This is a genomic window from Streptomyces niphimycinicus, assembly GCF_018883605.1.
GTDB classification, from domain to species: Bacteria; Actinomycetota; Actinomycetes; order Streptomycetales; family Streptomycetaceae; genus Streptomyces; species Streptomyces niphimycinicus.
On sequence record NZ_JAHLEM010000073.1, the window covers coordinates 1 to 17,668 of the forward strand.

The following is a 17,668-nucleotide window of genomic DNA, read 5'->3' on the forward strand; positions in this document are numbered from 1 at the left end:
GGTGCGGCCGGCGCGTAACGGCGCCGGCCGCGACCGGGCCCCTCAACTTCCCCGTACCGGCGGGCGGTTTACCATCCTGGGAACAGTCGGCCGCGGACGCGAGCGATCGCGCCCGGATACGGAGGAGAACACCACGTGACCGCGCAAGGGGTAGCATCCCAGACCGGAAGCGGGCCGGAGCCCCCTAACACCCCTCTCAACCAGGGGCGACCGCACAGCGCCCGGATGTACGACTACTTCCTGGGCGGCAAGGACAACTATGTCGCCGACCGTGAGGCCGCGGCCAAGGTGCTCGCCCTCTGGCCGGGTGTCATGATCGCCGCCCGGACCAACCGGGCCTGGATGCACCGCGCGATCCGCTTCCTCGCCGCCGAGCGGGGCATCCGCCAGTTCCTCGACATCGGCACCGGCATTCCCACCCGGCCCAATCTGCACGAGGTCGCCCAGGGAATCGCCCCGGACTCCCGGGTCGTCTACGTGGACAACGACCCCATCGTCCTCGCCCATGCCCAGGCCCTGCTCAAGAGCCACCCCGAGGGCCGCACCGCCTATGTGCACGGGGACGTCACCGAGCCCGGGAACATCCTCGCCTCGCCCGATCTCACCGAGGTGCTGGACCTGTCCAAGCCCGTCGCGCTGAGCCTGGTCTCGCTGCTGCACTTCGTCCCCGACGAGTGGGGCCCGTACGAGATAGTGCAGCAGCTCGTCGACGCGCTCGCCCCCGGCTCCTATCTGGTGCTGAGCCACATCACCCCGGACTTCGACCCCGAGGCCACCCAGAAGACCGTGCAGATCTACAACAAGGGGGGCATTCCGGGGAAGATCCGCACCAGGGACGAGGTGGAACGCTTCTTCACCGGGCTGGAGCTGGCCGAACCGGGCCTGGAGGTGCCGCACCGGTGGCGCACCGACCTGGCCGAAACGGACTCCAAGGTGGAGACCGGCGATGTGACCGACGAAGAGGTGTCCTTCTGGGCGGGTGTCGCCCAGAAGTCCTGACACGGGGTTCCCGGACAGGGGTCAGGGACGCGGTCCGACGGTCGTGGTGCCGTCGCGGATGGTGATCGCCAGCGCGGGACAGGAGTCCGCCGCGTCCAGCACCCGCTCCTCCTCCGGGACCTCCTCGTGTCGCGGCCGGGCGTGCTCCTCGCCGAGGACGAACAGGTCGGGGGCGATTCCGGCGCACATGCCGGACGCCATGCACCGGCCGGGGTCGATCTCCGCCTTCCAGGTCATCCCGCTCACCACGCGATCGGCATGACACGGGGCCCGCGGACCAGCATCTGGCCCTTCCACTCCACATCCCCGGCCACCCGCAGCTCCGGGAAGCGGGCGATCAGCGCGCCGAGTGCCTCCTGAAGCTCCAGACGGGCCAGCGGCGCGCCCAGGCAGTGGTGCACACCATGGCCGAAGCCGAGGTGCTGGCCAACGGGGCGGGCGACGTTCAGGGTGCCCGGCGTATCGAAGCGCAGCGCGTCGCGGTTGGCCGAGCCCACCGCGACCAGCACGGGCTCCCCGGCGCGCACCAGGGTGCCGCCCACCTCGACGTCCTCGGTGGCGTAGCGGGCCTGGGAGGCCCCCATGCCCAGCGGGACGAAGCGCAGCAGCTCCTCGACGGCACCGTTCAGCAGATCGGTGTTCTCGCGCAGCCGCCGCAGCTCCTGCGGATGCTCCAGCAGCGTCAGTACGAAGTTGGGGATCTGGGTGGCCGTGGTCTCGTGCCCGGCCACCAGGATGGCCACGCACAGATCGACGAGTTCGAGCTCGGACAGCCGGTCGCCCGCGTCCCTCGCCTCGATCAGCGAGGTCATGATGTCGTCCCGGGGGCTGCTGCGATGGACCTCGATCAGCCCGGCCATATAGGCGCGCAGCTCATCGGTGTTGCGGTCGGACTCCTCGGCGGTCAGCGAGCTGGTGGACAGCGCGGCGTCGCTCCAGATCCGGAACTTCGGCCGGTCCTCCTGCGGGACGCCGAGCATGGCGCAGATGACACCGACCGGAATGGGCAGGGCATAGCGGTCCACGAGATCGGCCGGTGGCCCCGCCGCCTCCAGGTCGTCGAGCAGATCATGGGTCAACTGCCGTACCCAGGGGCGGAGTTTCTCCACCTGGTGGACGGTGAACGCCTTGGCGACGAGGGTGCGCAGCCGGGTGTGGTCGGGCGGGTCCATGGTCAGGATGCCGCTGTCGCGCCGGCCCTCGGACTGCCGTGGCTCGTCGTGGTGGAGCGCCTCCGCACGGCTGAAGCGCCGGTCGCCGAGCACCATCCGGGCGTCGGCGTACCGCGTGACCAGCCAGGCGGGCTCGCCGTAGGGCAAGCACACCCGGAGTAATCCGGTGCGGTTCCTGGCCTGTTCGTACGCCTCGCTGAGCGCCAGCCCGTCGGAGGAGTTGAAGGGATAGGTGAGGGGTGTCGTTTCCGCTGTGGTCACCGTGACCTCCCTTGCGTAAGCACGTGCTTACAAACGTAGGAGCCGTCGGCTGGTACGGTCAACGGCCCCTTTGCGCCGTTGATCCGACGGCCCGACGGGTACATCGCCGCAAGCTGACGAGAGGGGTGTGTCGTGATGGGGACGACCGTGTCCGAGGGACAGCGGCGGGATGCGCGGAACACACGTCGGCGGCTGCTGGAAGCCGCGGCGGCGCTGTTCGCCGAGCGGGGCTATGAACGGGCGACGGTGCGGGACATCGCCGATCGCGCCGGGGTCAACCAGGCGCTGCTGTTCCGCTATTTCGGCTCGAAGAGAGCGCTGTTCGGCGAGGTGATCGCACACAACGGGGAGGAGCAGTTGCGCACCACCCCACCCCATGAGCTGCCGGAGACGGCCCTGCGCGGGCTGCTCGGCCATGGCGCGAAGGAACCGGGCACCCGCGCGCTGGCGACGCTGCTGCGCTCGGTGGACAGCGGTGACGAGATCGGTACGGCCGTGCGCGCCATCAGCGACGACTACGCGCGGGTGCTGGCCTCCCTGTCCAGCGCCGACAATCGCGAGCTGCGGGCGGATCTGGCGCTGTCCTGGCTGCTCGGCATAGGGATGATGCGGGTGCTGGTGGGCAAGGAGCCGCTGGCCGACGCGGACCCGGACGATGTGTGCGCGCTGGTGACGGCCGCGCTCGGCACCCTCCTGGACGGCCTTCCGGCGGCGGACGGCAGGCGGTAGAAGCACGGGTCATAGGAGAGCGGGCGGCGGGAAAGCAGGGCGTGGGACGGCGGGCCGTCAAAGGGCGGGGGCCTACTCCCGGAACTCTCCCCGGGGCGTGGTGACGACGCGACGGGCCCGGGCCGGGGTGATCACCTCGCGGAACGCCGGATCGGTGAGGAGGACCACCGGGGCGATGCGGTGCGGGGAGTCGGAGTGCCAGTGCGGCAGGGCGGCCTCGATCACGGCCCAGGACTGATCGATGGCGCCCCGGTCGGCCAGCGCCCTGGCCAGGTCCAGCGCCTGCTGGAAGGTGCGGGATTCGGGCAGGGCCGGGGGAACGAAGGCGGCGGCCCGGGCCACCCAGGCGGCGGTGTCGTCGCCCTCGGTGGCGGCGCCGCCCGCGGACACCCCGCCCGCGCCCACGACACCGTCCACGCCGTCCGGGAGCCGCGGCAGGATGTCGCCGAGGGCCGAGACATAGCCACCGGGGGCGCCGGTCCACTCCTCGGCCGCACAGCGCAGATAGAGCGGGGCGGCCTCGGCCCGTATCTGCTCCATGCCGATCACCTCGATCACATGCGGGTCCCCCAGGACCCGGTTGCGGATCCAGTGGTGGGCGACGCTGATGTCGAGGAACGCCCCGAGGATGATCCCCAGATACGCGCCGGCGCCCGAGCCCTTGACCGCGGCCTGCTCGAAGGTGGCCATCGCCTTGCGCACCTCGCCCCGCAGAGCCTGCGCCCGGCCCTCGGCCACCAGCTCCCCGGCGCTCCCGGGGCGCGCCATGCGGACCTCCATGGCCGCCTGGTCCTCGAAACCGGTGCGCTCCTCGGCGACCAGCTCGGCGAACGAGGCATGCCGGTCGCCCAGGGCCGGATACCAGCTCGCCCAGATGTACGCGGCCCACTCCCCGTCCTCGGACACATCGGCGGGGTCCAGCAGCCAGTGCTGGGCGTCGCCCTCCTCGGAGACCAGCAGCGCCCGGTCCATGAACGCGGTGTCGTCCCAGTCCTCGCCCTCGCCGCCGCGGATGACGCTCCAGGTCTCGGGGTCGGCCTCGCGGAGCCAGCCGACGGTCTTGGCCGCACGCATCCGCCACATGAACGGGCTGATGTTCAGCCAGCCGTCGGAGGCGCCCAGGAAGGCCCGGTAGCTCGGCGGGAGCCGGGTGCCGAGCCGCTCCTCCAGGGCGAGGACGCTCTCCTCGTCCGCGCCCTCGAATCCGAGCCAGCCGGCCGCCCGCTGATCGTCGCCGACCCCGCTCAGGTCCTCGTCGTCGGCCACCCGCAGGATGGCCGCGCTGTACTCCGCCAGATAGGACCGCCACTGCTCGACGGTCCGCGGCAGCGCCCTCGGCGACCCCGGTTCCGGGGTGGCCGACAGCGATGTGCCCCGGTATCCGGTCGGTGCCTCGCCCGCCCGCTGGTAGTGGCCGATGAAGCCCCTCGGATGGGGGGCGGAGGTGAAGAACCGGACCTGGGAGAGCTGGACATGGTCCTCCCCCGCGTTCCGGGTGATCTCCAGGCGGTAGCGGCCGTAGGCGGTGTGGGCGGGGAAGGTGAACCCCCGGGGCTGATGGCGATGTGCGAAGCTCTCCTCCACGCGGGAGTCGAGGTCCACCCAGTGCTCCCCGTCGTTCGAGCCCTTGAGGGTCCAGTCTTTGGGGTCGCGGCCGGGAACGTCGTTCGCCGAGGTCAGGACGTAGTGGCCGACGGCGACCGGCCGCCGCAGGGTGAACTCCAGCCAGGCGCGGCCGCCATGGCCCAGCCACTTGTGCCATGAGTCGTGCAGCAGGTTCTCCGCGACCTCGCCCGCCTCGGTGAACTCGCTGTGCGCCCGGACCCTGGTGACCAGGTCGGTCACCTCCGCCTCCGGACCGGGCTCGGCGGCGAGCAGGGACACCGTGCCCGAGTGCCCCGACGGGTCGCCCCACATCACCCGCTCGACGGGCGGCCCCCCGTCCTCGATCAGCAGGCGCAGCTCCTGGCGGAGGTGCCGGCCGCCCCCGGCCGCGCCGCCCTCCTCCGTACGGAAGCGGTGCATCACCTCTTCCAGCGCGCTGTCCCGGAGGGCCGAGCGGCCCTCCAGCGTCCCCCGGTACTCGGTGAGCGTGCCGTCGGCGGCCCGGCGGTGTCCGTAGAACTCCGTCATCGCCGGCTGGAAGCCGATCGACGCCTCCGCGCCGTCCTGTCCGCGCCAGGCGAGCCGGGCGGGGAGCGAGCCCTCGCCCCGGTCGAGATGGACCAGCAGCCGTGGGGCGGGCCGCCATTCGGCGGAGCCCGGGGCGCGCCACTCGGTGCGGTAGACGCACACCGCGGCCTCGGCGGGCTGTTCCTCCGTCATGAGGTGGATTCGGGCACAGATGCGGGAGGGCTCGACAGTGATCCGGTACAGCCAGAGCAGGCCGCGGGCCTCGGCGCAGCCGCGGACGCACAGCGTGTTGGTGCCCGCCGCCAGTGCCTCGCCGGGGACCGCGAAGGCCACCTCCCGGGGGCGGGCGCCGCCGGGCACGGTGAACCGCTCGATCACCGCATGCCCGTTGACGGTGATGTCGATCGGCGCGCATCCTAGTGATTCGCCCAGCGGTGAGACCCGCGCGATCAGGGTCAGCGTGAGCTGTTCGGGCAGTTCGCCGTCGTCCAGCGCGAAGTCGAGTTCGACCCGGCCGCCCGCGCCGATCGCGAGGCGGTCACGGTCGGGATGGCATCGCTCGTAGCGGGCCGTGCCATTGCCGAATCGAGGCGGATCGATGGTGAAATCCGCGAATGTCGCTCGCACGCTGTGCTCCTGTTGGGGCCGTGTGGACGTCCGTTGACGTGCCGTCGGGGCAGGGGTGCGGGTGGCCTCAACACCCGGATGCTGTCGATGCTAGGGCGGTCCACCGGCAGCGTCCGGCCGCCGCGACGATCACTAGGGGGATGTGGGTCGGCCGCTCCCTCCCCCGCGCAGCACGGCTCCCAGGACGGCGGGTCGCATCAGCGCGGTGGGGGCGGCGACCAGCGACATCACCTCATGCAGGGCCTTGCAGACCCGTGGGTCGACGGTGGCGCGCCGCATGACCCGGTCCAGATAGCGGTGCTGGGCCCGCACCGACATTCCGGCGGGTCCGCCCGTGGTGGCGGGGAAGCGCACATCCTCGCTGGAGGACAGCATCCAGGCGGTGTTCGTGGCGGCCGCGATGCCCTTACGGGCGGTGTGCGCCGTACGGTGTCCGATGCCGCCGTGGCGCTCGGCGGCGGCGCGCAGGGCGCGGGCGCCGAGCGCGGCCACGGTGATGCCCTGGCCGTAGACCGGGTTGAAGGTGCACACGGCGTCGCCGATGACCACCAGGCCGCGCGGCGCCCGGCGCTCGTAGTGCCGCCGCACACCGGGGCCGGGCCAGAAGCCGCGGACCGCACCGGCGGGCTCGGCATCGGCCAGCAGCTCGCGCAGGCTCGGGTCCCGCAGCAGACCTAACTGCCGGTCGAAACCGGCCGCGCCGGGCTCGGCCTGCGCCCCGCGCATGCTGCCGAGGCTGGCGATCCACCGGCCGTCCTCCACGGGCAGCGCCACGCCGAGCCTCGGCGCGTCCGGGGCCTTGGTCTGTAGATAGAGCGCGGCGAAGTCCGGATCCGGCCCGGCGGGGCGATCGTAGAGCCGGCTGGCGTAGGACACGCCCGCGTCGACGCGCTCCTCCGGGGCGGGCGGGCAGCCCAGCCGGGCCAGCCAGGACGGGAGCGCGGAGGTGCGCCCGGAGGCGTCGACCACCAGCTCCGCGCGCACCTCGCGCACCTCGGCGCGGGCGTCGCCACGCGCCCGGACCTGAGCGCCCGTCACCTCGCCCGGTGCGCCGAGGAGCCCGACGACGTCCGTGTTCTCCAGCCATCGCACCGTGGGCTCGCCGCGCACCCGGCGCAGCACCGTATGGTCGAGCAGCGGTCTGGTGCAGGAGAGGAACGCGACCTCGCTCTCGTACTTCGCGAGCCACCCGGCCGCGCTCAGCCAGCGCACGCCCGACATGGGCACGCGCACCGCGCCGGCGGCCGTCAACTCCTCGCGCACACCGGGCATCAGCGCCTCCAGCGCCCGATGCCCGGCCTCCAGCAGCAGATGCGCGTGGCGCCCCTGTGGAACACCCGAGCGGAACGCGGGCCGCTCGGGATAGCGGTCGCGCTCGACTACGACGATGCGCTCGGCATATCCACGCAGCGCCCATGCGGTCAGCATCCCGGCGAGACCTCCGCCGATCACCACCGCGGTCCCTCGTCCGGTACTTTCCCCCTGCACCCCCATGCTACGGAGCGTAGTGCAGAATCATCCGAGCGTCACCATCTTCGCGAGAATGCAACCCTTCGAAGGCTCAGGCGGTTTGGGAGGGCTCGGCGGCTGCGGCGGCCCCGGGCACCTCGGCCGCCTCGGCGATGAAGGTGTCGAGCACCCCGTCGGCGATGCGCACCGGCCCCTCGGGGCGGGTCTCGCCCGGGATGGTGCGGATCTCCCCGGCGCGCTTCGCGTCCGACGCCGCCTCGGCGAACCACCGCGCGGCCTCGGCCTCGTGGCCGTCGAGACGTGCACCCAGCGCGTCCAGGGTGCGCTCGAAGGCGCTCCCCCACAGCGACAGCGCGTCCAGCCAGGGCGCGGAGTCCGCCACGAAGCCACGGTCGGCGGCACCGGCCCGGATGCGCTCGGAGGCCGTGGCGAGCAGCCGGGCGTACGGGCGCAGATCCCGCAGGGCCGTTCGTTCGTGCCCCGCCTCCCAGGCGGTGTGGAACCGGTCGAGCCGGGCGGCGAGTTCGGGGGCCTGCGGCTGCCAGGGTTCGGCGCCGAAGGTGGGCGCGAGATGCTGGGTGTCGAAGAAGGCCAGCAGTGAGCGAACGGTGGCGGCCGTACGGTCCGGACGCGCGCCGGGGCCGTCCCCGGCGAGGTGGCGGGCGGCGGCCCGCCAGGTGCGGGTGGCGTCGTAGCCGGTGTCGTTCCAGGCGAAGTCCGCCCCGCCGAAGAGGGCGACCTTGCTGGCGGCGGCCTGGTTCATCGGGTTGAGGACCAGGCCGGAGAGCTGCCGGTGCAGACCGGGCTCGCGGGCGTCGTACGGAGCGAGCAGCAGCCGGCCCTCGGCCTGGCCGTAGTCGTTGACCGGGTAGTTGTCCCAGACGAAGACCTTGCGCCCCCATACGGCCGCGGCCCGCTCCGCGTCGGCGACGGTGATCCGCGGCGGCACCACATCCGTTCCGGTCCACATCACCTCGACCCGCGCGTCCAGCCGCTCGCGCAGCACGCGCTTGTACGGGGTGTCGGTGACATCCCCGTACTCGGTCGGCACCATCTGGAGCGGCCTGGTGTCCGCCCGCTGGTCGAGGAACTCCTTCTGCACCGCGTTGAGCAGGTCGGACTGCGCCTCGGCGGCCGCCTCCGACGAGGGGTCTCCGTACGTGGCGCGGTCGGCCTGGCAGTTCCAGCGCGTGTAGCTGATGTCGTCCAGCGGCATGGAGAAGCTGCGCACCCCGAGGTCGTAGACCGCGTCCAGCTTGGCCTCCAGCGCGGCGATGTCGGCGGGGTCGCTGTAACAGATGGAATTCCCCGGGGAGACGGCGAAGGTGAACCGCACATGGTGGTCGGTTGCCTGCCGGACCAGCTCGCCGAGTTCGGCGAGTTTGGCGGCCGGATACGGCTCGCGCCACTTCTCCCGGTGGTAGGGGTCGTCCTTCGGCGCGTAGATATAGGTGTTCATCTTGACGTCCCCGTAGAACGCCAACTGGTCCATGCGCTCGGCATGGGTCCAGGGGCTTCCGTAGAAGCCCTCGATCACCCCGCGCAGCGGCATCAGCGGATGGTCCGCGACGGAGACGGAAGCGATCGTCCGGTGGCCGGAAACCAACTGACGCAGCGTCTGTGCCGCGTAGTACGTCCCGTCCGAGTCGGCGCCCGCGAGCGCCACCGAGGCGCGTCCGGCGGCGAGGGCGTAGCCCTCGGCGGGGAGTGCGCCGGGCACTCGGCCACCCGCGGCCCGCAGCGCCCGCACCACCCGTGCGTCGGTGATCCGGCCGACGGTCACGGTCAGCTTCGGCCCGGGGCCGTCCTGGATCCGCGAGGCCCCCGCGCGGCGCAGCACGGAGGTGACGAGATCACGTGTCGGACGGTCCACGCCGTCCGCGACGACGAGGCGGACACGGGCGGGGACATGGACGTCCGCGCCGATGCGGGACATCTCCTGGGGGTGCGGGGTGACGACCGGGAGCGGCCCAGGGGCGGTGGCCGTGGCCGCGGTAGCGGCCACGCCGGTGGGCAGCAGCAGGGCGAGGAGGGTGAACAACACCGTGACGCTGGCCAGGGTGCTGGAGCGACTGCGCATGGGACATCTTCTCCGTGGCGTTCGGTGGCCTTCGGGGGCAGGCGGTGCGGTGCCGTGCGGTGATGCCGGGCGTGTGCGGTGTGCCGTGCGCGGTACGAGCCCCGGCGGGGCTCGGCGTATCCCTACCCAGCGCCGAGCGCGGATGATCCGGCCGGTCGCCGGTCGCCGGTCGCCGGTCGTCAGTTGCCGTGCGGGGCGGGCGATTTGGGAGCCGGGTGCCCGGCGGGAACGGCGTGCCCGTCAGTCCTTGAGCAGCGCGTCGACCACACGGCCGAAGAGCAGCCGGCCGGACCAGACCGTGGGCGGGTCGAACAGCCGGGGCAGCCCCCGTAGCCGCACCTCCTCGCGCCACACCACCTCGGACCCGCCGCCCCGGGGGCGCACCTCGATCTCGGCCCATCCGAGGACCACCGAGCCGCGCTTCTCCAACCTACAGATGCCGGAAGTTTCACCGGCGGGAGTGTCATCGGCGGGTGGGTCCCAGCGCACGACCTCCATGGGGTCCTCGAATCCCGCGCGGCCGACGCCGGTGCGCACCACGATCACGGTGCCCACCCGGGTCGGCCCCGGCGGATGGACCGTGACACCGCTCAGTGGTACATGGGCGCCATGGCGCGGCCAGTCGGTGAGCCGTCGCCAGGTCTCGCCGACGGGCAGGGGGGTGCGCCGCTGGATACGGAAGTGGGCCACAACGGGATCGTAGGCGATCGGCGGCCGGAGGCCATTGACAGCTCGCATCCGCCTGTTACCTTCCACAGAGGAGAGAGGTCCTACCTTTCCTGCGCCAGCATCAAGGAATATCGCCCCAACAAGGGGATCATTGCAGGTCAAATAGGTCCAGACCTAAAAACACGTCGGATCTCCACGGCTCCACAGGAGAAGGAGAACGAAGATGAAGAGACTCGCCGCAGGCGCGGCGCTCGCGCTCGCCGCCGTCTTCGGGTTATCGCAGGTGCCCCAGGCGACCGCCGCCCCCGCACATGAGGAGGCCGCCACCGCGGCCCCGGTGTTCAGCGTGCTGGACTACGGCGCGAAGGCCGACGGTTCGAGCAATGACTCCGCCGCCATCGAGAAGGCCATCACGGCGGCCAACAGCGCCGGGGGCGGGATCGTCCGCTTCCCGTCGGGACAGTACAAGTCCAAGAACACCGTCCACCTCAAGAGCGAGGTGACCATCCAACTGGACTCCGGGGCCACGATTCTCGGTTCCAGCGCGGACACCTACGACAAGCCCGAGTCCAATCCGAACGACGACTACCAGGACTACGGCCACAGCCACTTCCACAACGCGATGTTCTACGGCGACAAGCTCACCGACATCGGGTTCACCGGCTCGGGAACCATCGACGGCGCGGACAACCTCATCACCGGAAATCCCGACTCCGGCCAGGCAGACAAGATCATTTCCCTGACCCGCTGCGACGGGCTGACCCTCGACGGGATCACCCTGCGGCGCGGTGGCCACTTCGCGGCCCTCATCAACGGCTGCAAGAACGTGACGTCGGACCATCTCACCATCGACACGGCGAGCGACCGCGACGGCTGGAACATCATCAGCACCACCAATGTCACGGTCACCAACGCCAATATCGCCGCCAACGATGACGCGCTCGTCTTCAAGAGCGACTACGCCCTGGGCGCCAAGCTGCCCAACGGCCATGTGCGGGTGACCGATTCACATCTCTCCGCGAAATGCTGCAACGCCCTGATGTTCGGCTCCGAGACCTGTGGTGACTTCACGGACTACGTCTTCCAGGGCATCACCATCAACGGTGCGGACAAGTCCGGGCTCGGCATGGTCTCCATGGACGGCGCCAACATCTCCGATGTGCACTACCGCGACATCACCATGACCAATGTGCACTCCCCCATCATGCAGAAGATCGGAACGAGAAAACGGTGCGGGGGAAATCCGGGAGTCGGCCATATCAGCGACATCACCTACGACAACATCACCGGCACCGGTAACACCCCCTCCTTCAGCCCGACGCTGTGGGGCGAGTCCGGTGGCAATCACATCAGCGGTGTGACCTTCAACCATGTCGATCTCACCGTGCCCGGCGGGAACGGCACCATGTCCACCGGCGTTCCCAGCAACGACTCCGACGACTACAACCCGAAGAGCATCGGCACCCGTCCCGCCTTCGGCTGGTATCTGCACAACGCGGACCACATCACCTTCAACGACAGCTCGGTGAAGTTCGCCAAGAACGACGGCCGTCCGGCGGTCATCGCCAACTCCGGGACCGCGCTGCGCTTCAACCGCTTCACCGCACAGCGCGGCAGCGACAGCCCGGCGGACGTCAACCTCCAGAACGTGTCCGGCTACTGCCTCGCCGACAGCGCCAACACCTCCGGCGGCGCGCTACGGGTGAGCACCAGCGGATCCAGCGAGAACTGCTCGTCATAACCGACGCTCGTTACAACCGACGGCAGTTGACCACACCCCCCGTCACCTCATGGGGGGTGTAGGCCGGCCGGGTGCGCTCCGCGAGCAGTGCGAAGATGCCGCACCGGCTCAGGCGTAGGTGCTTTCGTCTGCCGAGAACAGGCTGATGACCCCGGCGGGGGCGCCGGCGCCGAAGATGAAGTCGATGGTGCGGTGGGCGGCGGCAGCCGCCTTCTGGCTCCGGGGGAACATTCCGGTTTCGTAGTCGGCGAGGGCCTGCTCGATGTCGTCGGGGTGGGCCGCGATCGCCGTACCGAGTTCGGCGCCGTCGAGCATCGCGAGATTGGCTCCGTCTCCTCCGGGGACGGTCGCGTGTGCCGCGTCGCCGAGGAGTGTGACACCGGGGACCCGGTCCCAGCGGTGGTCGTCCGGCAGCTCATAGATGCTGCGCAGGACGGGTGCGGACTCGCCGTCGGTGATCAAGGCCAGCAGTTCCGGTGCCCAGCCGTCGAACTCCGCCGCCACCCGTGCCTTCGCCGCCGGGGTGTCGGTGAAGTCGATCGCGTCGAACCACTCCACCGGACGGTGCAGCACGACATAGGTGTGGACGACGTCACCGGCTTCACGGTGGGCGAGGAATCCCTTGCCCGGGACCAGGGCGTACAGGGCGCCGTTCCCGACGAGGCCGGCCACGCGCGGATGGGCCGTGTCGACGTCGTGAAGGTAGGTGTCGACGTAGCTCATGCCCGAGTACACCGGCCGTTCGTCCGACACGAGCGCCCGGACCCTGGACCAGACCCCGTCTGCGCCCACGAGGACGTCGGACACGGCCGACGAGCCATCCACGAACGACATCTGGTGTCGTCCGTCTCCGACGGGGGTCGCCGAGACGAGCTTCTTGTCCCATCGCACCGTGCCGGGCGGCAGTGATTCGAGCAGGATCCGACGGATGTCACCACGCAGTGTTTCCGGCCGTACCAGGGAGCCGTCGTCCGGCCGGTCGACGACAACGCGCGCCCGCTCGTCGACGACACGTCGTGCTCCGCCGCCTCGGTGGATGATCGAGCGGTACTCCTCGGTGAGCCCGGCCATCTCCAGGGCGAGCTGACCGTCTTCTTCGTGGAGGTCGAGCTGTCCTCCCTGGGTGCGGACGCCCGCGGACTTCTCCGCCTCGTAGACGGTGGCGGGGATGTTGTGGAGGTGCAGGATCCGGGCGAGCGTGAGTCCGCCGAGGCCGGCGCCGATGATCGAGACCGAGGTCGTCATGGGGATTCCTTTCGCGGTGGTTCGCCTTCCACCGTACGACGAACATTGTTCTATTGGCGATCATTGTTCGTCAACGGATAGGGTGGCGTCGTGGCAGGACGACGGGCAGCACGTGACGCAATCTCCCGGGATCAGTGGGCGGCGCTGATCTCGGCCAGGAACTCCGACTCGGAATCCGGAGCGCGCCGGGCCGCCGGCCGCGAGAAGACCCCCATCACGGTGGAGCGCATCATCGACGCCGCTCTCCAGGCCGTCGAGGCGGGCGGCTTCGAGGACCTGACGATGCGCAGAGTCGCGACGAGGCTCGGGACCGGCCCCGCCTCGTTGTACGCGCATGTGCGCAACCGGGCGGAGCTCGGCGACCTGCTCATCGGCAGGCTGTGCTCCCAGGTCGCTCTCCCCGCACCGGACCCCGCGTGCTGGCGGGAGCAGTTCATGGAGGTGTGCGCACAGCTTCGCGATCAGTTTCTGCGCTACCCCGGTATCGCGCAGGCCGCGCTCACCGTGGTGCCCGCCGATCTGGCGACTCTGCGGGTCGGCGAGGGGATGCTCGCGATCCTGCTCGCCAGTGGCGCGCCCGCCCAACAGGCGGCCTGGGCCGGCGACGCGGCCTTCCTCTACATCACGGGCTACTGCCTGGAGGCGGCCGCGGCCCGGCGGCAGGGTGAGGACGTCGACGGCCGTGTGATCGACCGCGCCGAGATCGAGGAGCGGCTTCGGATGCTGCCGCCCGACCTGTTCCCCCATACCGTCACCCATGCGCGGGAACTCACCTCGGGCACCGGACACGACCGGTTCACCTTCACCCTCACCCTGCTGCTCCAGGGGCTGATCCCGCCACCGAGCGTGAGCGGTCCTGGCCACCGGCACCCGCCCCGTCCGGGTCGGTGACTGGTCGGACGTGCGGGTCCGGCGGCGAGGTCCGCGGATGACGGTGTCGGTGGACGACCGTCAGGTGGTGGGCGTCACCGACCGGGAACGCCCGTACGCGGCGGGCGGGACGGGTCGGTCAGATCGCGCAGCCCCTCCGGCAGCGGCCCGGTGTGCACCACGCCCAGCCGCTGGGTGGCCCGGGTGAGTGCCACATAGAGGTCGCTGGTGCCGAACTCCGCGGGCTCGGCCACGATCACCGTGTCGAACTCCAGCCCCTTGGCCTGCCGGGGGTCGAGCAGCACCACCGCGCTGGTCAGGTCCGGGGACCGGCCGGTGGACGCCTCCGGGAGGGCGGCTGACAGTGCGTCATGGCGCTCCCCCGGGGCGATCACCGCGAGACGGCCCTCGCTGCGGGTCTCCCGCGCCACGGCCGCGGCCACCGCGCCGGGCAGGTCGCCGGTGTGCTCCGCCCAGGGCCGTACCCCCGTGGCGCGGACCGAGCGCGGCGGCTGGAAGGCGGGGTCGACGGTGCGGGCCACCCGCGCCGCGATCTCCATGATCTCGGTGGGGGTGCGGTAGTTGACGCCCAGCCGAGTGTGCTCCCAGCGGTCGCCCACGTACGGCTCAAGGATCGTGGACCAGGAGCCGCAGCCGCCCGGTTCCGCGGTCTGCGCGGGGTCGCCGACCAGTGTCATCGAACGGGTCGGGCTGCGCCGCATCAGCAGCCGCCACGCCATCACGGACAGCTCCTGGGCCTCGTCCACGATGATGTGGCCGAAGGCCCAGGTGCGGTCGGCGGCGGCGCGTTCGGCGGCGCTGCGGTGGTCGCGCTCCTCGGACCGGTCCGCCAGCCGTTCGGCGTCGATGAGGTCATGGGCGGCCAGCACCTCCGACTCCTCGTCGTCGCGGTCCTCGAACTCCAGGGTGCGGGAGCCGTAGGAGAGATCGAGCACGCCCTGTGCGTAGTCGATGCGCTCCTGGCGCTCGGCCTCCGCGGCGGCGCGGGCCGCCGAGTCGTCGTGGCCGAGGAGTTCGGCGGCCTCGTCCAGCAGCGGGACATCCGCGGGGGTCCATTCGCCGTCGGTGCGGCGGATCGCCGCGGCGTCGGCGTCCGAGAGGTGGACGGGGTCGCTGAGGAAGTCGGCCACGAGCTGCTGCGGGGTGAGGGACGGCCACAGCCGCTCGATGGCGGCGTGCACCTCGGGGTTGACCGCGATCGCCTTGCCGAGCTGGGCGACGTCGTCCGCGCCGAGGAGGTTGGGCCCGCCGTAGGGGTCCGCGCCGATCCGGTCGACGAGCTGATCGGTGAGGTCGTCGATGACGCGGAACGCGAAGTGCGGGCGGGCGAGGTTGTGCGGCAGCCCGGTCTCCCGGGCCTTGTGACCGGCCTCGGAGGCGATGTCCCGGTCCAGCACCAGTTCGCCGTCGTCGTGGTCGATCACGATCGCGGGGTCGGGCAGCGTCTGCCGGTCCCGTACGAAGCGGGCCAGGACATCCGCCATCTCCGCGCGGCCCTTGACCTCGGCGGCCTCGGGGGTGTCGGTGCCGGTGGCCGTCACCCCGGGGAAGAGTTCCCCGAGCGTGGCGAGGAGCACGCCGGTCTCGCCGAGCGAGGGCAGTACCTCCCCGATATAGCCGAGGAACGCCGGGTTGGGCCCGACGATCAGCACCGCGCGCCGGGCCAGCAACTCCCGCTGCGCGTAGAGCAGATAGGCGGCCCGGTGCAGCGCGACGACGGTCTTCCCGGTGCCGGGGCCGCCCTCGACGACATGGACGCCGTGGTGCGGGGCGCGGATGATCTGGTCCTGTTCGGCCTGGATGGTCTGCACGATGTCGTGCATCCGGCCGGTGCGCGCGGCATCGAGCGCGGCGAGCAGTACGGCGTCCGCGTCGGACCCCTCATGCCCGGTCCGTATGGTGTCCGCGAGATCCAGGATCTCGTCGTGCAACCCGGTGACCTTGGGGCCCTCGGTGGTGATGTGGCGCCTGCGGCGCAGCCCCATGGGGGTGTGTCCGGTGGCGAGATAGAACGGACGTGCCACATCGGCGCGCCAGTCGATGACCAGCGGGGTGCGGTCCTCGTCATCGCGCCGGATGCCGATGCGGCCGATGTGGTGGTCGCGGCCGTCGGAGAACATCAGCCGGCCGAAACACAGCCCCCGCTCCCCCGCCTCGAACGCGGCGAGCAGACCGGACCGCTCGGCCACCAGCACATCGCGCTCCAGCCGAGCCTGGAAGGTGGCGCCCTCCAGGGACAGCGCTTCGGTCACCGACTCCTCGGCTCGTGCCTTGAGCTCGGCGAGGCGCCCGTTGAGCAGATCAAGGAATTCTTGCTCACGGTCCCATTCCTCGTTTGACAATTCGACTCCCGCCGGGATACGATGACTTCATCAGGTTTCCGTATGCCATAAATTCATGAGCACATGGAAATCCCCAATATACGCTGAGAAACGCCCCGGCCGTCAAGGCAGCCGGGGCGTTTCTCTGTTTTGTGGCCTCTTTATGGCCTCACACCACCTGGATGACGTGTTTGCCGCGCACACCGCCTGCTTCCATGGCGCGGTGGGCCTCTGCCACGCCGGAGAGCGGATGGACGGTGTCGATGACCGGCCGGATGGCCCCCTTCTCGACATACGCGGCAAGGTCCGCGAAGAGCTCATGCGTGGGATTGCCGGAGAAGGCCCGCACCCGCCGTGAGCCGTGCACGGTGGAGAGGAGGATGAAGCCCAGCCAGGACAGCGGACGGTCTGCGTCGAAGGCGATGGACACCATGCGACCGCCGGGCGACAGCAGCTCTCGGTACGCGCCGAGCCCGGTGCCCACTGTGTCCAGTACGGCGTCGAAGGGGCCGAGGGCGGTAGGCCCGGTGGTCCGGTAGTCATGCGCCTCATCGGCGCCGAGCTCCCGGACGAGGTCGAGCGCCTTCGCTCCGGCGAGCCCGGTGACATGGGCGCCGAGCGCGTGTCCGAGCTGCACGGCGACGCTGCCGACGCCGCCGGCCGCCCCGCGCACCAGCAGCCGCTCGCCGCTCCTCAGGCCGATCTTGTCGCGCAGCGCCGTGATGGCCGTGGTGCCGACTCCGGGCAGGGCAGCGGCCCGGATCAGATCGACACCCTCGGGCGCGACGGAGAGCTGACGTGGCCGGACGGCCACGTACTCGGCGGCCGCCCCGAACGTCCCGCGCGGTGTCGCCCCCCACACCCGGTCGCCCACCGCGAGATGGCTCACGGAGGAACCCACCTCGGCGATCTCCCCGGTGATGTCGATGCCGGTGCCCTGGGGGAACTTCCGCCCGGTCACCAGCTTCAGCTTGCCCGCCCGGCCCAAGAGCTCGCCACCGTTCACGCTCGTGGCGTGCACCCGCACCAGCACCTCCCGCGGACCGGCCACCGGCTTGGGCCGGGTGCCCTCGTACAGCACCTCGGGAGGTCCGTACCGGTCGTACCGCGCCGCGCGCATCTCACTCATCGCCCTCATCGTCCCTTTCGCACATCGGGGTTGTCGCCACGCTAATGCGCGCAAAGGGGGAAACCGCCCGGTCGGCGTAAGGTGAGAAACATGCCTGCTCACGTCTCTCATATAGCGCCCGGCACCGGTGTTCGGGACACCGGAAGTCCGGGGTTGCGGTCCGACGCGGCGTCCAATCGCCGGCGCGTCCTCGATGCGGCC

The 17,668-nt window shown here is 71.0% G+C and carries 13 protein-coding genes; 4 read left to right on the forward strand and 9 right to left on the reverse strand.

Translation table 11 applies throughout. The features are described from left to right. The first annotated feature begins 135 nt into the window (after positions 1–135). A complete protein-coding gene (locus KN815_RS08950; protein ID WP_216341219.1) occupies positions 136–999 on the forward strand; it encodes an SAM-dependent methyltransferase in 864 nt (287 codons plus the stop codon). A gap of 21 nt (positions 1,000–1,020) precedes the next feature. On the opposite strand, the gene KN815_RS08955 is transcribed toward KN815_RS08950, so the two are convergent. Further along, positions 1,021–1,236, reverse strand: a complete 216-nt coding sequence (locus KN815_RS08955; RefSeq protein WP_216341220.1) for a ferredoxin — start codon at positions 1,234–1,236, stop codon at positions 1,021–1,023. Between the two features lie 5 nt (positions 1,237–1,241). Beyond that, positions 1,242–2,432 (reverse strand): cytochrome P450, encoded by a 1,191-nt coding sequence (locus KN815_RS08960; protein WP_216341221.1) that lies wholly within the window; start codon positions 2,430–2,432, stop codon positions 1,242–1,244. Between the two features lie 135 nt (positions 2,433–2,567). Between KN815_RS08960 and KN815_RS08965 the strand changes: the two genes are divergently transcribed. Then, the gene (locus tag KN815_RS08965) at positions 2,568–3,161 is read left to right on the forward strand and encodes a TetR/AcrR family transcriptional regulator (protein ID WP_216341222.1); all 594 of its coding nucleotides are present in this window, start codon (positions 2,568–2,570) and stop codon (positions 3,159–3,161) included. A gap of 72 nt (positions 3,162–3,233) precedes the next feature. Here the strand turns inward: KN815_RS08965 and KN815_RS08970 are convergent, their stop codons facing one another. The 4 genes from KN815_RS08970 to KN815_RS08985 all read right to left on the reverse strand — a co-directional run bounded on the left by KN815_RS08970 (position 3,234) and on the right by KN815_RS08985 (position 10,161). Further along, positions 3,234–5,921 (reverse strand): SMI1/KNR4 family protein, encoded by a 2,688-nt coding sequence (locus KN815_RS08970; protein ID WP_216341223.1) that lies wholly within the window; start codon positions 5,919–5,921, stop codon positions 3,234–3,236. 132 nt (positions 5,922–6,053) lie between these two features. Then, positions 6,054–7,415 carry an NAD(P)/FAD-dependent oxidoreductase gene (locus tag KN815_RS08975; RefSeq protein ID WP_253208848.1) on the reverse strand — a complete coding sequence of 454 codons (1,362 nt, stop codon included), beginning with the start codon at positions 7,413–7,415 and terminating at the stop codon, positions 6,054–6,056. Between the two features lie 67 nt (positions 7,416–7,482). Next, complete coding sequence (locus KN815_RS08980; protein ID WP_216341224.1) at positions 7,483–9,471, reverse strand: glycoside hydrolase family 84 protein; 1,989 nt, start codon at positions 9,469–9,471, stop codon at positions 7,483–7,485. A gap of 240 nt (positions 9,472–9,711) precedes the next feature. Then, positions 9,712–10,161 carry an SRPBCC family protein gene (locus KN815_RS08985; protein WP_216341225.1) on the reverse strand — a complete coding sequence of 150 codons (450 nt, stop codon included), beginning with the start codon at positions 10,159–10,161 and terminating at the stop codon, positions 9,712–9,714. Positions 10,162–10,363: 202 nt separating this feature from the next. Here KN815_RS08985 and KN815_RS08990 point away from each other — a divergent pair, with 202 nt between their 5' ends. Next, positions 10,364–11,881 (forward strand): glycoside hydrolase family 28 protein, encoded by a 1,518-nt coding sequence (locus tag KN815_RS08990; protein WP_216341226.1) that lies wholly within the window; start codon positions 10,364–10,366, stop codon positions 11,879–11,881. A 108-nt stretch (positions 11,882–11,989) separates the two neighbouring features. Here the strand turns inward: KN815_RS08990 and KN815_RS08995 are convergent, their stop codons facing one another. Then, positions 11,990–13,126 (reverse strand): FAD-dependent oxidoreductase, encoded by a 1,137-nt coding sequence (locus KN815_RS08995; RefSeq protein WP_216341227.1) that lies wholly within the window; start codon positions 13,124–13,126, stop codon positions 11,990–11,992. A gap of 90 nt (positions 13,127–13,216) precedes the next feature. Here KN815_RS08995 and KN815_RS09000 point away from each other — a divergent pair, with 90 nt between their 5' ends. Further along, on the forward strand, positions 13,217–14,017 hold the full coding sequence (locus tag KN815_RS09000) for a TetR/AcrR family transcriptional regulator (protein ID WP_216341228.1): 801 nt from the start codon (positions 13,217–13,219) through the stop codon (positions 14,015–14,017). A gap of 74 nt (positions 14,018–14,091) precedes the next feature. Here the strand turns inward: KN815_RS09000 and KN815_RS09005 are convergent, their stop codons facing one another. Together KN815_RS09005 and KN815_RS09010 are read right to left on the reverse strand one after the other, a co-directional pair. Continuing rightward, positions 14,092–16,359, reverse strand: a complete 2,268-nt coding sequence (locus tag KN815_RS09005) for a HelD family protein (protein ID WP_216341229.1) — start codon at positions 16,357–16,359, stop codon at positions 14,092–14,094. Positions 16,360–16,507: 148 nt separating this feature from the next. After that, positions 16,508–17,467 (reverse strand): NAD(P)-dependent alcohol dehydrogenase, encoded by a 960-nt coding sequence (locus tag KN815_RS09010; RefSeq protein ID WP_216341230.1) that lies wholly within the window; start codon positions 17,465–17,467, stop codon positions 16,508–16,510. Positions 17,468–17,668 lie beyond the last annotated feature (201 nt).

Excerpts from the sequence above, each read along its gene's own strand:
- KN815_RS08995 (WP_216341227.1), bottom strand. The coding sequence starts at position 13,126 with ATGACGACCTCGGTCTCGATCATCGGCGCCGGCCTCGGCGGACTCACG.
- KN815_RS08965 (WP_216341222.1), top strand. The coding sequence starts at position 2,568 with ATGGGGACGACCGTGTCCGAGGGACAGCGGCGGGATGCGCGGAACACA.
- KN815_RS08980 (WP_216341224.1), bottom strand. The coding sequence starts at position 9,471 with ATGCGCAGTCGCTCCAGCACCCTGGCCAGCGTCACGGTGTTGTTCACC.
- KN815_RS08955 (WP_216341220.1), bottom strand. The coding sequence starts at position 1,236 with ATGACCTGGAAGGCGGAGATCGACCCCGGCCGGTGCATGGCGTCCGGC.
- KN815_RS09010 (WP_216341230.1), bottom strand. The coding sequence starts at position 17,467 with ATGAGTGAGATGCGCGCGGCGCGGTACGACCGGTACGGACCTCCCGAG.
- KN815_RS08975 (WP_253208848.1), bottom strand. The coding sequence starts at position 7,415 with ATGGGGGTGCAGGGGGAAAGTACCGGACGAGGGACCGCGGTGGTGATC.
- KN815_RS08990 (WP_216341226.1), top strand. The coding sequence starts at position 10,364 with ATGAAGAGACTCGCCGCAGGCGCGGCGCTCGCGCTCGCCGCCGTCTTC.